General features: G+C 61.3%; 12 protein-coding genes. 8 read left to right on the top strand and 4 right to left on the bottom strand.

Annotated features, from left to right (window positions below; genetic code table 11):
- Positions 1-34: 34 nt before the first annotated feature.
- The 4 genes from metH to J3P84_RS11030 all read left to right on the top strand — a co-directional run bounded on the left by metH (position 35) and on the right by J3P84_RS11030 (position 6,742).
- Positions 35-3,745, top strand: a complete 3,711-nt coding sequence (gene metH, locus J3P84_RS11045; protein WP_305500288.1) for a methionine synthase — start codon at positions 35-37, stop codon at positions 3,743-3,745.
- Between the two features lie 95 nt (positions 3,746-3,840).
- Positions 3,841-4,059 (top strand): DUF2970 domain-containing protein, encoded by a 219-nt coding sequence (locus J3P84_RS11040; RefSeq protein ID WP_024781254.1) that lies wholly within the window; start codon positions 3,841-3,843, stop codon positions 4,057-4,059.
- Positions 4,060-4,605: 546 nt separating this feature from the next.
- A complete protein-coding gene (locus J3P84_RS11035; RefSeq protein ID WP_434630138.1) occupies positions 4,606-6,264 on the top strand; it encodes a nitrite/sulfite reductase in 1,659 nt (552 codons plus the stop codon).
- Positions 6,248-6,742: a DUF934 domain-containing protein gene (locus tag J3P84_RS11030; RefSeq protein ID WP_305500286.1), complete on the top strand. Its 495-nt coding sequence runs from the start codon at positions 6,248-6,250 to the stop codon at positions 6,740-6,742. Before J3P84_RS11035 ends, J3P84_RS11030 begins: the two co-directional genes overlap by 17 nt.
- 193 nt (positions 6,743-6,935) lie before the next feature.
- Here the strand turns inward: J3P84_RS11030 and sohB are convergent, their stop codons facing one another.
- Positions 6,936-7,967, bottom strand: a complete 1,032-nt coding sequence (gene sohB / locus J3P84_RS11025; RefSeq protein WP_434630136.1) for a protease SohB — start codon at positions 7,965-7,967, stop codon at positions 6,936-6,938.
- Between the two features lie 226 nt (positions 7,968-8,193).
- Between sohB and J3P84_RS11020 the strand changes: the two genes are divergently transcribed.
- The 3 genes from J3P84_RS11020 to J3P84_RS11010 all read left to right on the top strand — a co-directional run bounded on the left by J3P84_RS11020 (position 8,194) and on the right by J3P84_RS11010 (position 10,288).
- Complete coding sequence (locus tag J3P84_RS11020; RefSeq protein WP_434630134.1) at positions 8,194-8,904, top strand: histidine phosphatase family protein; 711 nt, start codon at positions 8,194-8,196, stop codon at positions 8,902-8,904.
- Positions 8,905-8,956: 52 nt separating this feature from the next.
- Entirely contained in the window at positions 8,957-9,274 is a 318-nt protein-coding gene (locus J3P84_RS11015) for an SCP2 sterol-binding domain-containing protein (protein WP_434573401.1), read from the top strand.
- Between the two features lie 150 nt (positions 9,275-9,424).
- On the top strand, positions 9,425-10,288 hold the full coding sequence (locus J3P84_RS11010) for a LysR family transcriptional regulator (RefSeq protein WP_434631267.1): 864 nt from the start codon (positions 9,425-9,427) through the stop codon (positions 10,286-10,288).
- Between the two features lie 142 nt (positions 10,289-10,430).
- Here J3P84_RS11010 and J3P84_RS11005 read toward each other — a convergent pair whose 3' ends face one another.
- Positions 10,431-10,658 carry a YdcH family protein gene (locus tag J3P84_RS11005; RefSeq protein WP_305500279.1) on the bottom strand — a complete coding sequence of 76 codons (228 nt, stop codon included), beginning with the start codon at positions 10,656-10,658 and terminating at the stop codon, positions 10,431-10,433.
- A gap of 217 nt (positions 10,659-10,875) precedes the next feature.
- Between J3P84_RS11005 and J3P84_RS11000 the strand changes: the two genes are divergently transcribed.
- Positions 10,876-11,397: a DUF4142 domain-containing protein gene (locus J3P84_RS11000; protein WP_434573397.1), complete on the top strand. Its 522-nt coding sequence runs from the start codon at positions 10,876-10,878 to the stop codon at positions 11,395-11,397.
- A 51-nt stretch (positions 11,398-11,448) separates the two neighbouring features.
- Here J3P84_RS11000 and J3P84_RS10995 read toward each other — a convergent pair whose 3' ends face one another.
- Both J3P84_RS10995 and J3P84_RS10990 read right to left on the bottom strand, forming a co-directional pair.
- A complete protein-coding gene (locus J3P84_RS10995) occupies positions 11,449-11,715 on the bottom strand; it encodes a hypothetical protein (protein ID WP_434573395.1) in 267 nt (88 codons plus the stop codon).
- Between the two features lie 93 nt (positions 11,716-11,808).
- Positions 11,809-13,920, bottom strand: a complete 2,112-nt coding sequence (locus tag J3P84_RS10990; RefSeq protein ID WP_434630130.1) for an ATP-binding protein — start codon at positions 13,918-13,920, stop codon at positions 11,809-11,811.
- Positions 13,921-13,927: the final 7 nt, after the last annotated feature.

Genomic DNA, 13,927 nt, shown 5'->3' with positions numbered 1-13,927 from the left:
GGCCTTCGTAATGGTCTTTTTTCCAGGTAGTCCTATGTCTGATCGCAGCGCTCGCCTTTATCTTCTCCAGCAGGCCCTCAAGGAACGCATCCTGATCCTCGACGGCGGCATGGGCACGATGATCCAGAGCTACAAGCTGGAAGAGCAGGACTACCGTGGCAAACGCTTCGCCGACTGGCCGAGCGACGTCAAGGGCAACAACGACTTGCTCGTGCTGACCCGCCCCGACGTGATTGGCGCTATCGAAAAGGCCTACCTGGATGCCGGCGCCGACATCCTCGAAACCAACACCTTCAACGCCACCCAGGTGTCCCAGGCCGACTACGGCATGCAGGGCCTGGCCTACGAGCTGAACCTGGAAGGCGCGCGCCTGGCCCGCAAGGTGGCCGACGCCAAGACCCTCGAAACCCCGGACAAGCCGCGCTTCGTCGCCGGCGTGCTCGGCCCGACCAGCCGCACCTGCTCGCTGTCGCCGGACGTGAACAACCCCGGCTACCGCAACGTGACCTTCGACGAGCTGGTGGAGAACTACACCGAAGCCACCAAGGGCCTGATCGAAGGCGGCGCCGACCTGATCCTGATCGAGACCATTTTCGACACGCTCAATGCCAAGGCCGCGATCTTCGCCGTGCAAGGCGTCTATGAAGAGCTGGGCATCGAGTTGCCGATCATGATTTCCGGCACCATCACCGACGCCTCCGGCCGCACCCTCTCCGGCCAGACCACCGAAGCCTTCTGGAACTCGGTGGCCCACGCCAAGCCGATCTCCGTCGGCCTGAACTGCGCCCTCGGCGCCAGCGAACTGCGCCCGTACCTGGAAGAACTGTCGAACAAGGCCAGCACCCATGTGTCGGCGCACCCCAACGCCGGCCTGCCCAACGAATTCGGCGAATACGACGAGCTGCCGGTGGACACCGCCAAGGTCATTGAAGAATTTGCCCAGAGCGGCTTCCTCAATATCGTCGGCGGTTGCTGCGGCACCACCCCGGCACACATCGAAGCTATCGCCAAGGCCGTCGCTGGTTATGCTCCGCGGCAGATTCCCGAGATTCCCCGGGCGTGCCGCCTGTCGGGCCTGGAACCGTTCACCATCGATCGCAGCTCGTTGTTCGTCAACGTCGGCGAGCGGACCAACATCACCGGCTCCGCCAAATTCGCCCGGCTGATCCGCGAAGACAACTACACCGAAGCCCTGGAAGTGGCGCTGCAACAGGTCGAGGCCGGCGCCCAGGTGATCGACATCAACATGGACGAGGGCATGCTCGATTCGAAGAAGGCCATGGTGACCTTCCTCAATCTGATCGCCGGCGAACCGGATATTTCCCGCGTGCCGATCATGATCGACTCCTCCAAGTGGGAAGTCATCGAAGCTGGCCTCAAGTGCATCCAGGGCAAGGGCATCGTCAACTCCATCAGCATGAAGGAAGGCGTCGAGCAGTTCATCCATCACGCCAAGCTGTGCAAGCGCTACGGCGCGGCCGTGGTGGTGATGGCCTTCGACGAAGCCGGCCAGGCCGACACCGAGGCGCGCAAGAAGGAAATCTGCAAGCGCTCCTACGATATCCTGGTCAACGAGGTTGGCTTCCCGCCGGAAGACATCATCTTCGACCCGAACATCTTCGCCGTCGCCACCGGTATCGAAGAGCACAACAACTATGCCGTGGACTTCATCAACGCCTGCGCCTACATCCGCGACGAACTGCCCTACGCGCTGACCTCCGGTGGCGTGTCCAACGTGTCGTTCTCGTTCCGTGGCAACAACCCGGTGCGCGAGGCGATCCACTCGGTATTCCTGCTGCACGCGATCCGCGCGGGCCTGACCATGGGCATCGTCAACGCCGGCCAACTGGAGATCTACGACCAGATCCCGGTGGAACTGCGCGACGCGGTGGAAGACGTGATCCTCAACCGTACACCCGAAGGCACCGACGCCCTCCTCGCGATCGCCGACAAGTACAAGGGCGACGGCAGCGTCAAGGAAGCGGAAACCGAAGAATGGCGCGGCTGGGAAGTGAACAAGCGCCTGGAGCACGCGCTGGTCAAGGGCATCACCACCCACATCGTCGAGGACACCGAGGAATCGCGCCTGTCCTTCGCCCGCCCGATCGAAGTGATCGAAGGCCCGCTGATGGCCGGCATGAACATCGTCGGCGACCTGTTTGGCGCCGGCAAGATGTTCCTGCCCCAGGTGGTCAAGTCCGCCCGCGTGATGAAGCAGGCCGTGGCGCACCTGATTCCGTTCATCGAAGCGGAAAAAGGCGACAAACCAGAGGCCAAGGGCAAGATCTTGATGGCCACGGTCAAGGGCGACGTCCACGACATCGGCAAGAACATCGTCGGCGTGGTGCTGGGGTGCAACGGCTACGACGTGGTCGACCTCGGCGTGATGGTGCCGGCGGAGAAGATCCTTCAGGTGGCCAAAGATGAGAAGTGCGACATCATCGGCCTGTCTGGCCTGATCACACCGTCCCTGGATGAAATGGTGCATGTGGCGCGGGAGATGCAGCGCCAGGACTTCCACCTGCCGCTGATGATCGGTGGCGCCACGACCTCCAAGGCCCACACTGCCGTGAAGATCGAACCCAAGTACAGCAATGATGCAGTGATCTACGTCACCGACGCCTCCCGCGCCGTGGGCGTGGCGACGCAGTTGCTGTCCAAGGAGCTCAAGCCGGCTTTCGTCGAGAAGACCCGCCTGGACTACATAGACGTGCGCGAGCGCACCTCCAACCGCAGCGCCCGCACCGAGCGCCTGAGCTACCCGGCGGCCGTGGCGAAGAAGCCGCAGTTCGACTGGAGCAGCTACCAGCCGGTCAAGCCGACTTTCACCGGCGCACGGGTGCTGGACGATATCGACCTGAACGTCCTGGCCGAGTACATCGACTGGACGCCGTTTTTCATTTCCTGGGACCTGGCCGGCAAATACCCGCGCATCCTCACCGACGAAGTGGTCGGCGAAGCGGCCACCGCGCTGTACGCCGATGCCCGGGCGATGCTGCGCAAGCTGATCGACGAGAAACTTATCAGCGCTCGCGCGGTGTTTGGCTTCTGGCCGGCCAACCAGGTGCATGACGACGACCTGGAAGTCTACGATGACCAAGGCAAGCCACTGGCGCGCCTGCATCACCTGCGCCAGCAGATCATCAAGACCGACGGCAAGCCGAACTTCTCCCTGGCCGACTTCGTCGCACCCAAGGACAGCGGCGTGACCGACTACGTCGGTGGCTTCATCACCACCGCCGGCATCGGTGCCGAAGAAGTCGCCAAGGCCTACCAGAACGCCGGCGACGACTACAACTCGATCATGGTCAAGGCCCTGGCCGACCGCCTGGCCGAAGCTTGCGCCGAATGGCTGCACCAGCAGGTGCGCAAGGAGTATTGGGGCTATGCCAAGGATGAGCGCCTGGACAACGAGGCGCTGATCAAGGAGCAATACACCGGCATCCGCCCTGCCCCCGGTTACCCGGCCTGCCCGGATCACACCGAGAAAGCCACCCTGTTCCGCCTGCTCGACCCCGAGGCCAGCGAACTGAAAGCCGGACGCAGCGGCGTGTTCCTCACCGAACACTACGCGATGTTCCCGGCGGCGGCGGTCAGCGGCTGGTACTTCGCCCATCCCCAGGCGCAGTATTTCGCCGTGGGCAAGATCGACAAGGACCAGGTCCAGAGCTACACCGCGCGCAAGGGCCAGGACCTGAGCGTGACCGAGCGCTGGCTGGCGCCGAACCTGGGCTACGACAACTGATCAGGCGCCCCTGAAAGATCGCAGCCGAGGCGCGCTGCGATCTTTTCCCTGGGGTTGTCTATGCTTGTCCCAAACCCATGGCAGACGAGGGATTTATGGACGATCCAGTCGACAACAAGCCGCCGACCCTGTTGCAGATGATGCACAGCGTGCTGGCCGCCGCTTTCGGCGTGCAGAGCGGCAAGAACCGCGCCCGGGATTTCACCCACGGCAAGCCGAGTCACTTCGTGATACTGGGAATCGCGTTCACGGTGATCTTCGCCTTGACCCTGTTTGGCATCGTCAAGCTGGTGGTGCACCTGGCGGGGTTGTGACGCCCTCCAACATCACACACATACCCCTGTGGGAGCGAGCCTGCTCGCGAAAACGATAGTCCAGTCGATGATGATGTCGACTGACACATCGCTTTCGCGAGCAGGCTCGCTCCCACAATGGGTTATGCGTGGATTGGGAGGTTATTGATGACTGACCCAGAACACCGCCGTGCCCACCACCAGGATAATCAGGAACAGGATGGCCCAGGCATCAACGGTACTGTCGCTTTTCCTTGCTTTGGTCGGATTACTCATTGCATCGCCTCTTGTCGGTTTTGTAGGTGATTGCATAGGGACTCGACCACAGTTAAGACGATGATTGCCCGTACGACAAATGTGGGTTAGCCAATAATCGCAGGCATTAGTCGATTTGGTTCTTTACATATACTCAAACATCACTTTTGCGCATAACTCAAAACAGGTATCTTGCACCGGCTCCTCTAGGAGTGCGCGGCCGTGCGCGCAGAATTGCCGAGGCAGAACCCGATTTCAGCGAGCCAACCTGCAGCTGTTTCTGATCGGCCCAAGCCTGAGAACGAGACTTATATGTACGTATATGACGAGTACGATCAGCGGATCATCGAGGACCGCGTCAAGCAGTTCCGTGATCAGACCCGACGCTATCTGGCAGGCGAGCTGAGCGAAGAAGAATTCCGCCCTCTGCGCTTGCAGAATGGCCTGTATATCCAGCGCTTCGCCCCGATGCTGCGCGTGGCGGTGCCTTATGGCCAACTGACCGCGCGCCAGGTGCGCAAGCTGGCCCAGATTGCCCGCGACTATGACAAGGGCTACGCCCACATCAGTACCCGGCAGAACGTCCAGTACAACTGGCCTGCCCTGGAAGACGTGCCCGAGATCCTGGCGGAACTGGCCACCGTGCAGATGCACGCGATCCAGACCAGCGGCAACTGCCTGCGCAACGTGACCACCGACCAGTTTGCCGGCGTCGCGGCCGACGAACTGATCGACCCGCGCCCATGGTGCGAGATCGTTCGCCAATGGACCACGTTCCACCCGGAATTCGCCTACCTGCCGCGCAAGTTCAAGATCGCCATCAATGGCTCGACCTCGGACCGCGCGGCCATCGAAGTCCATGACATCGGCCTCGAAGCGGTCTACAACGCCGCCGGCGAGCTGGGCTTCCGCGTGCTGGTGGGCGGCGGCCTGGGCCGTACGCCGGTGGTCGGCGCGTTCATCAACGAGTTCCTGCCATGGCAGGACCTGCTGAGCTACCTCGACGCCATCCTGCGGGTGTACAACCGCTACGGGCGTCGCGACAACAAATACAAGGCGCGGATCAAGATCCTGGTCAAGGCCCTGACGCCTGAAGTGTTCGCCGAAAAGGTCGAGGCCGAAATGGTCCACCTGCGTGGCGGCCAGACCACCCTGACCGAAGCCGAAGTCCATCGCGTGGCCAAGCATTTCGTCGACCCGGCCTACAAGGCCCTGGACAACCAGGACGCCGAACTGGCCGCCCTCGACAAGGAACACCCGGGCTTCGCGCGCTGGCGGACACGCAACACCCTCAAGCACAAGAAACCGGGCTACGTCGCAGTGACCCTGTCGCTGAAGCCGACCGGTGTCGCACCGGGCGATATCACCGACAAGCAGATGGACGCCGTGGCCGACCTGGCCGACCGCTACAGCTTTGGCCAGCTGCGCACGTCCCACGAGCAGAACATCATCCTGGCGGACGTTGAACAGAGCCAGTTGTTCACCCTGTGGGGCGAGCTGCGCGAGCAAGGCTTCGCCACGCCGAACATCGGCCTGCTGACCGACATGATCTGCTGCCCGGGCGGGGATTTCTGCTCGCTGGCGAACGCCAAGTCGATTCCGATCGCCGAGTCGATCCAGCGCCGCTTCGACGACCTCGACTACCTGTTCGACATCGGCGAGCTGGACCTGAACATTTCCGGCTGCATGAATGCCTGCGGTCACCACCACGTCGGTCACATCGGCATCCTCGGCGTGGACAAGAAAGGCGAGGAGTTTTACCAAGTCTCCCTCGGTGGCAGCGGCAGCCGTGACGCCAGCCTGGGCAAGATCCTCGGCCCGTCGTTTGCCCAGGATGACATGCCGGATGTGATCGAGAAGCTGATCGACGTGTACATCGAACAACGTACCGAAGACGAGCGTTTCATCGACACTTATCAACGTATCGGCATCGACCTCTTCAAGGAACGCGTCTATGCAGCGAATCATTAAGAACAACGAGGTCATCGACGAAACCTGGCACTTGCTGCCCAAGGACGCGACCTTCGATGGCATTTCCAACTGCGACGACCTGATCGTGCCCCTCGCGCTTTGGCGCGACCATGCCCATGCGCTCAAAGCCCGTGATGGCGGCCTGGGCGTGTGGCTGGATGCCGACGAAGAAGCGGAAGAAATCGGCGATGACGCCAATCAGCTCCAGGTCATCGCGCTTAACTTCCCGGCCTTCACCGACGGGCGCAGCTACTCCAACGCGCGCCTGTTGCGCGAACGGTATGGCTTCAAGGGCGAATTGCGCGCCATTGGCGATGTGCTGCGCGACCAGTTGTTCTACATGCGCCGCTGCGGTTTTGACGCCTTTGCCCTGCGTGCCGACAAAGACCCCTATGAAGCCCTCGAAAGCCTCAAGGACTTTTCGGTGACCTACCAGGCGGCCACTGACGAACCGTTGCCACTGTTTCGCCGCCGCTGATAGTTGAAGTATGAAAAAGCCCTGATCCGGGTGTACCGGGTCAGGGCTTTTTTGTTGGTCTCGACTCGAAACCTCTGTGGGAGCGAGCCTGCTCGCGAAAGCGGTGGATCAGCTTGCATCCATGGCGAATGCACCGCCGTCTTCGCGAGCAGGCTCGCTCCCACAGGGAACAAATTTGGCGTTAATCAGTGGACTACCAGAACCGCTGCTGCGTCAGGCGGCTCCACCAGCTCAGCAGCACCCGGTCCACCGAACCGCTGGCCGCCATGCCGATGCGCTCTTGCAGGCTTTTGCGTTCGGCATAGTGCAGGTGATAGAGCTCGGCACCCTTGGCCCGTTCGGCCAGGTATTCATCGCTGGTCTTGAGCTCGTCCACCAGGCGTTTCTCCAGCGCAGCGACACCGAGCCAGACCTCGCCGGTTGCCACTTCATCGATAGCCAGTTGCGGGCGGTAGTTGGACACGAAGTTCTTGAACAGCTCATGGGTGATGTCCAGGTCCTCCTGGAATTTTTCCCGGCCCTTCTCGGTATTCTCGCCAAACACCGTCAATGTGCGTTTGTACTCGCCGGCGGTCAGCACTTCGAAATCGATGTCGTGCTTCTTCAGCAGGCGATTGACGTTGGGCAATTGGGCCACGACGCCGATGGAGCCGAGGATCGCGAACGGGGCGCTGATGATCTTCTCGCCGATGCACGCCATCATGTAGCCGCCGCTGGCTGCAACCTTGTCGATGCACACCGTCAGCGGCACGCCGGCCTGACGGATCCGCGCCAGTTGCGACGAGGCCAGGCCGTAGTTGTGGACCATGCCGCCACCGCTTTCCAGGCGCAGGACCACTTCGTCCTTCGGGGTCGCCAGGGTCAGCAGCGCGGTAATTTCGTGACGCAGGCTCTCGGTGGCGGAAGCCTTGATATCGCCATCGAAGTCCAGCACGAACACCCGGGGCTTGGCCGCCGGTTTGTCTTTCTGTTTCTTCCCGGCTTTTTCAGCCTTGCCTTCGCTCTTGCGCAGTGCCTTGAGCTGGTCCTTGTCCAGCAGCGTCTGCTCCAGACGCTCACGCAAGCCCTTGTAGAAATCGTTGAGCTTGCTGACTTGCAACTGCCCGGCCGACTTGCGCCGTCCCTTGCTGCGCAACGCAGCAAAACTGGCCATGACCACCAGAATGGCGATCACCAGCGTCACCGTCTTGGCCAGAAAACCGGCGTATTCGACAAAAAACTCCACAGCGACTCCTTAAATGCAATGCGCCACTGAACGCAGGCGCGTAACGGTCCCAGCATACCCATGCGCCTGCCCCGCTGCCAGCCATGAAACCTGCTGTTACCGTAACGCGGGTGAGTCCGGACGGGCCTGTAACGGTCATTTCAAACGAGCGTATGTTTTTTCGTTGACAGCCCTCCGCCATCCTCATAACCTCGCCAAACCTTCAACGTACCGGGATGACGCGGACGTGGGCAGCATTTATCTGATACGACATGGCCAGGCCTCCTTTGGTGCGGATGACTACGATGTCCTTTCGCCCAATGGCATACGTCAGGCCCAAGTGCTCGGCGGCCACCTGGCGGAGCTCGGCGTCGTGTTCGATCGCTGCCTCTCGGGCGACCTGCGTCGCCAGCAGGACACCGCTATCGGCACGCTGGGCGCGATGTCCGCTGTCGGGCTGCCGGTTCCCGAGGTGGAAATCGACGCGGCGTTCAACGAATTCGATGCCGACGCGGTGATCCGCGCGCTGCTCCCGGACATGCTGCCCCAGGAGCCCGAAGCGCTGCATATCTTGCGCAACGCGGCGCAGAACCGCGGAGAGTTCCAGCGCATTTTTGCCTTGATCGTCGAACGCTGGCTCAGCGGCCAGTATGACCCGCCCGGGCTGGAGAGCTGGCTGGGTTTTGTCGAGCGGGTCCAGGCCGGCCTGCACCGCATCCTCGAAAAGGCCGACAAGACCCACAAGATCGCCGTGTTCACCTCCGGCGGGACCATCACCGCCCTGCTTCACCTGATCACCCAGATGCCTGCCCGGCAAGCTTTCGAGCTGAACTGGCAGATCGTCAACACCTCGCTCAACCAACTGAAATTCAGAGGCCGCGAGGTGGCCCTGGCTTCCTTCAACAGTCATGCGCATCTGCAACTGCTGAAGACCCCGGACCTCATCACCTTCCGCTGAGGCCGGATTACTTGCAGACCCTTGCTGTACCACTCAAATAAGGATCGAAACAATGACCTCCGTAGCCGACGCAGTAAAAGCCATGCAAGCCAAGTTCAACCCAGCCGCCGCTGCCGGCCTGGACCTGGTATTTGGTTTCAATATCACTGACGAAGACAAGCAGTACGCCCTGATCGTCAAGGATGGCACCTGCGATATCCAGGAAGGCGCGAACCCCGACGCCAACTGCACGCTGGTCCTGGATAGCCAAACCCTCAAGGACATCGTCAGCGGCGAAACCGACGGCATGCAAGCCTTCATGGGCGGCAAGCTGCGCGTTGAAGGCGACATGATGCTGTCGATGAAACTGTCCGAGCTGTTCCCGTCCTGAGATCGGGTCGCGCCCTGGCTGTAACCAGATCCCGCCCTTGTGGCGGGATTTTTGTTTTTCGCGAGCAGGCTCGCTCCCACAGGGATGTGGATGGTATCGGATAGCTGGGCCAGCTCTTACAATGCCCGCTCCACCCGCTTCGGCCCGACCATGGACATCGACCTCGCCCGTACCTTCCTGGAAATCGTCCGCCACGGCAGCCTCGCCGCTGCGGCGCAAAAACTGCACGTCACCCAGACGGCAATAACCGCCCGGGTCCAAAAGCTCGAAAGCCAGCTCGGCTGCGCGCTGTTCGTGCGTAACCGTGCCGGCGCGCGACTGACCGCCGATGGCGAAGCCTTCGTGGTCTACGCCAACCAGCTCGTACAGACGTGGGAGGCCGCCCGCCGGGACCTGCCGCTGCCCGAGGGTTATCGCAATGTCTTGCATCTCGGTGGCGAGGTCAGTTTGTGCAATCCCCTTATGCTTGCCTGGGCGGGGGAGCTGCGCCAGAAAATCCCCGGCCATGCCCTGCGCATGGACATCCGCGACGGTGAAAAACTCTTGCAGCAACTGGAGCTGGGTCTGCTGGATGCGGCGGTGGTCTATCAGCCTGAGTACTGGCCGCGATTGCAGGTGGAGCAGTTGCTGGAGGAAAAACTCATCCTGGTGCGCCTGGTCGCTCGCCCCGAGCCCTACGTGTACATCGACTGGAGCGCGGACTTCCGACGCCAGCACGACACGGCGCTTCCGGACAAGGCCAAGGCCGCCGTGACCTTCAATCTCGGTCCACTGGCGTTGCAATATATTCTGGAAAACGGCGGTAGCGGCTACTTCCGCACCCGGGTCGTGCAGAGCTACCTGGACAGCGGCATTCTGGAGCGGGTGCCCAAGGCGCCGGAGTTCAACTACCCGACCTACCTGGTGTATTCCAGGGACCGCGATTCGGCGGCATTGCAGCAGGCGTTCGAGGTGCTGCGGGGGATCGTCAAGGCTGGCAGCGACTGGTCCCAGCGTTGGGATCCGCTGGGCTGATGCCCGGTTATCTGTGGCGAGGGGATTTATCCCCGTTGGGCTGCGCAGCAGTCCCTCGCAACCTTCAAATGGGGCCGCTTCGCGACCCAACGGGGATAAATCCCCTCGCCATAACGGTTCCTAGCTGATCGCTATGCGCCTTCTATATCCGCGCGGCGATCTTGTCCTTGGTCTGCAAGCGTTCTTTCTTGAGTGTCTCCAAAGCAGGATCGGACAGCGTGACGGGCGGCTTCTCGGCATTCACGACCTCGGCGTCGATTCGCGCATATTTCTTGAGCAATTCGTCGAGCGTCGGATCCTCGCTACGCTTCTGCTGGATGTGGTCTTTTGTGCAATCAAGATCCTGGCAAAGATCATGGGACACCGGCATGGAGCACCTCCTTTGGTTGGTTCGGTGGCGAGTGCTTTTCATGGCACTGCCTGTCACCAGCATGGCCTTGCCGGTCGGCTTCTGTCGACCGCCAATCCGACCAGCGGTGACCGTTCGTCGTGCCGCGCCGCGCTCCGATCAAACCTTCGGCCCCTTCCCGCTCTCCATTGAACAGTGACCACAAGAACACTTGTACAACCTGTGTGGAGACTTACCTATGGACAGATTTACCCTGCGTCAACTCGGCCTGGCAGTTGCCTTGAGTACCAGCATGGGCATGGCATGGGCCGCGACGTCCAACGACTTTGTCGATAACGCGGCGGCCAATGGCATAGCGGAAATCGAAACCAGCAAGCTGGCGCTGCAAAAAAGCCAATCGGCGGACATCAAGGAGTTCGCCAACAAGATGATCACCGACCACACCAAAGCCAACGAAGAGCTGAAGGCGCTGGCGCAAAAACACGACATCGAAGTACCGGATGACACCACGCTGATGAAAAAGGCCAAGGCCAAGATTCTCGATGTGCGTGACGAGTCCTTCGATCCAGCCTTCGCCAACAACCAGGTGATGGCCCATGAAGAAACCATCGCTCTGTTCAAGAAGGAAGCCGAGACCGTCACCGACGACAAGAAGCCCGGCAATACCGAACTCAAGGCGTTTGCCCAGAAAATGCTGCCCGACCTGCAGCACCACTTGGAAATGGCCAAGAAGCTCCAGGCCGCGCATCCTAGTAAATAACTCAAAGCAATGCATGAAAAAGCCCGACTCTCGAGTCGGGCTTTTTGTTGGCTAGCTGTCGGCGGTATCGATGTCGGCGTCGGTCTTGTCGCCGGGGCCAGGTCGATCCGGCTCTGGCTTGAAGCCAGGGCTGTAGGTGTTGTCGTTGTCCTGGTGATGTTGTTTCTGATCGACCTCGCTGGCAGCGCTGTGAGCCTGGTGCGTTCCAGCCGGACCGGCGGGCGGGTTGCCCGGCGCTTGGGGATCGACGGCCGGATCGTTACGCGAAGACTGGGTCTGCGTCTGGCCTTGTTGCTGGGTATTTGCAGGATCGCTCATTGGACACCTCGTTCATGACAGGGCCGGTTCAATCGACGGCCTTGGTTATTCGAAGGTGGCAAGACGGCTGGGTTCCATTCTTTTGCAGCATGCTCAGCCGCCCAGTACCGACCTGACCATCCGGGTCAGCGCATCCGGGCTATAGGGTTTGCTCAGCAGATGGGTGTCCGGGCTCAACTGATGATTGCGCGAGATGATGTCGCGGGTGTGCCCCGACGTGAACAACACCGGCACCGGCGGGGACTGGACCTTGGCCCAGGCGGCCAGGTCGGAGCTCTTGATCAGCCCGGGCATGACCACATCGGTGAAGATCAGGTCGACCGAGATGCCTTCCAGCAACAGTTTCATGGCTTCGTCGCCATTCGCCGCGGTCAGGGTCCGATAACCCGACAGCTCGAGCAATTCCACCGAGGCTCCGCGCACGTCATCGTTGTCCTCGACCACCAGGACAGTTTCCTGCAAGCCCGACTGATTCGTGCGGTGGTGCGTCTGCTCCTCCGACTCGGGCCTATGGCTGCGCGGGAAGTACATGTGCACCTGGGTGCCTTCTCCCGGATGACTGGAAATCTCGATATGGCCGCCGCTCTGCTTGACGAACCCGAACACCATGCTCAAGCCGAGTCCGGTACCGTGGCCGTCGGTCTTGGTGGTAAAGAACGGCTCGAAAACCTGTTTGAGGACTTCAGGCGCCATGCCCGCGCCACAATCGGTCACCGACAGCCGTACGTAATCGCCAGCCGCAACACCTTTACCGGCGCATGATGACTCATCCAGTGCGATGTTCTCGCCGATCAGGCAGATGGTCCCTTCGCCGCCCATGGCATCGCGGGCGTTGATCGCCAGGTTCAACAGGGCGTTTTCCAATTGGTTGCGGTCGACATGGATGCACCAAGGCTCATCCGGCAACGCCACGTCGATCCGGATGGTTTCCCCCAGTGCCCGTTGCAACAACTCGCCCAGGCCATCGTAGATGCGCCGGGGGTTGTAGACGGCCGGGGACAAGGGCTGGCGCCGGGCAAAAGCCAATAGTTGCGATGACAGCTTGGCGCCTCGCTCCACGGCTTCAATGGACGCCCCGACCCGCCGTTGCACGTTGGGATTGTCGGGTTCGTGGCGAGCCAGCAAATGCAGGTTTCCACCGATCACCTGGAGCAGATTGTTGAAGTCGTGGGCCACGCCCCCCGTAAGCCCGCCGATGGCCTCGAGCTTCTGCGATTGGCGCAACTGTTCTTCAGCCGCCAGCCGCGCCTGTACTTCATCGGCGACCCGTTGTTCCAGATCGCGGGTGAACTTGAGCAACGACGCTTCGGCAGTCTTGCGCTCATTGATGTCGATCAGCACACCGGGAAAACGCAGGGGCTTGCCCAACGCATCGAACTCGCAGCGGCCGCTGGCCAGCACCCAGAGGTATTCGTCCTCGCCACGGCGCACACGGTATTCAGCGCTGTAGGGCGCGCCCGTGCGCACCGTCAGGTCGACACGTTGCTCCACGTCGGCAAGATCATCCGGATGGATGCGCTGGCGAGCGATCTCGATGGGCAGTGCATCCAACGAACATTCGGGCGGATAGCCGAACGTACGGGCGAAACGCTCGTCGCCGGACAGTGTGTCGGCCGGGATATCCCAGACAAACGAGCCCAGCAACGGCCCGGCCGAAAGCGCCAACTGAATACGCTCGTTGACCGCACGGTAGCTGCGTTCCGCCTCTTGTCGGGCCCGCTCGCTGAGCACCAGTTCGGTGGTTTCCACGACGATCGCCAGAACGCCAGCCGGCGAATGATCATCGTCGGGCACCGGGCTGTAATAGAGGTCCATCCAGACGTCTTCGGGCTTGCCGTCGCGCAGCAATACCAGTTCCTTGCTGCGGTAGGACAAGGTGCCGCCCGCCAGGCACACGTCGAGTACATGGCGATTGAATTCAGCGACTTCCGGCCAACCCAGCTCCACCGCGCGCCCCAACAGGTACGGGTGACGGCCGCCGGCAAACTCGGCATAGGCATCGTTATAAATCATGAAGCCCTGGCGGCCCCACAACATGACCATCGGCAAGGGCGAAGCCAGCATCAACTGGACAGCGCTGCGCAGGCTGGCGGACCAGTGCTCGATTGCGCCCAGATCGGTGCGACTCCAATCGTAGGCCCGGATACGTCGGGCCATCTCACCGTCCCAACCGGGACACCCGTTACTCTGGGATAAGAACTTCATGGAACGA

This window comes from Pseudomonas sp. Z1-29, assembly GCF_051131995.1.
Lineage (GTDB): Bacteria > Pseudomonadota > Gammaproteobacteria > Pseudomonadales > Pseudomonadaceae > Aquipseudomonas.
Note: the sequence above shows the minus strand (reverse complement) of the source record. Positions and strands in the feature narration are given on the sequence as shown.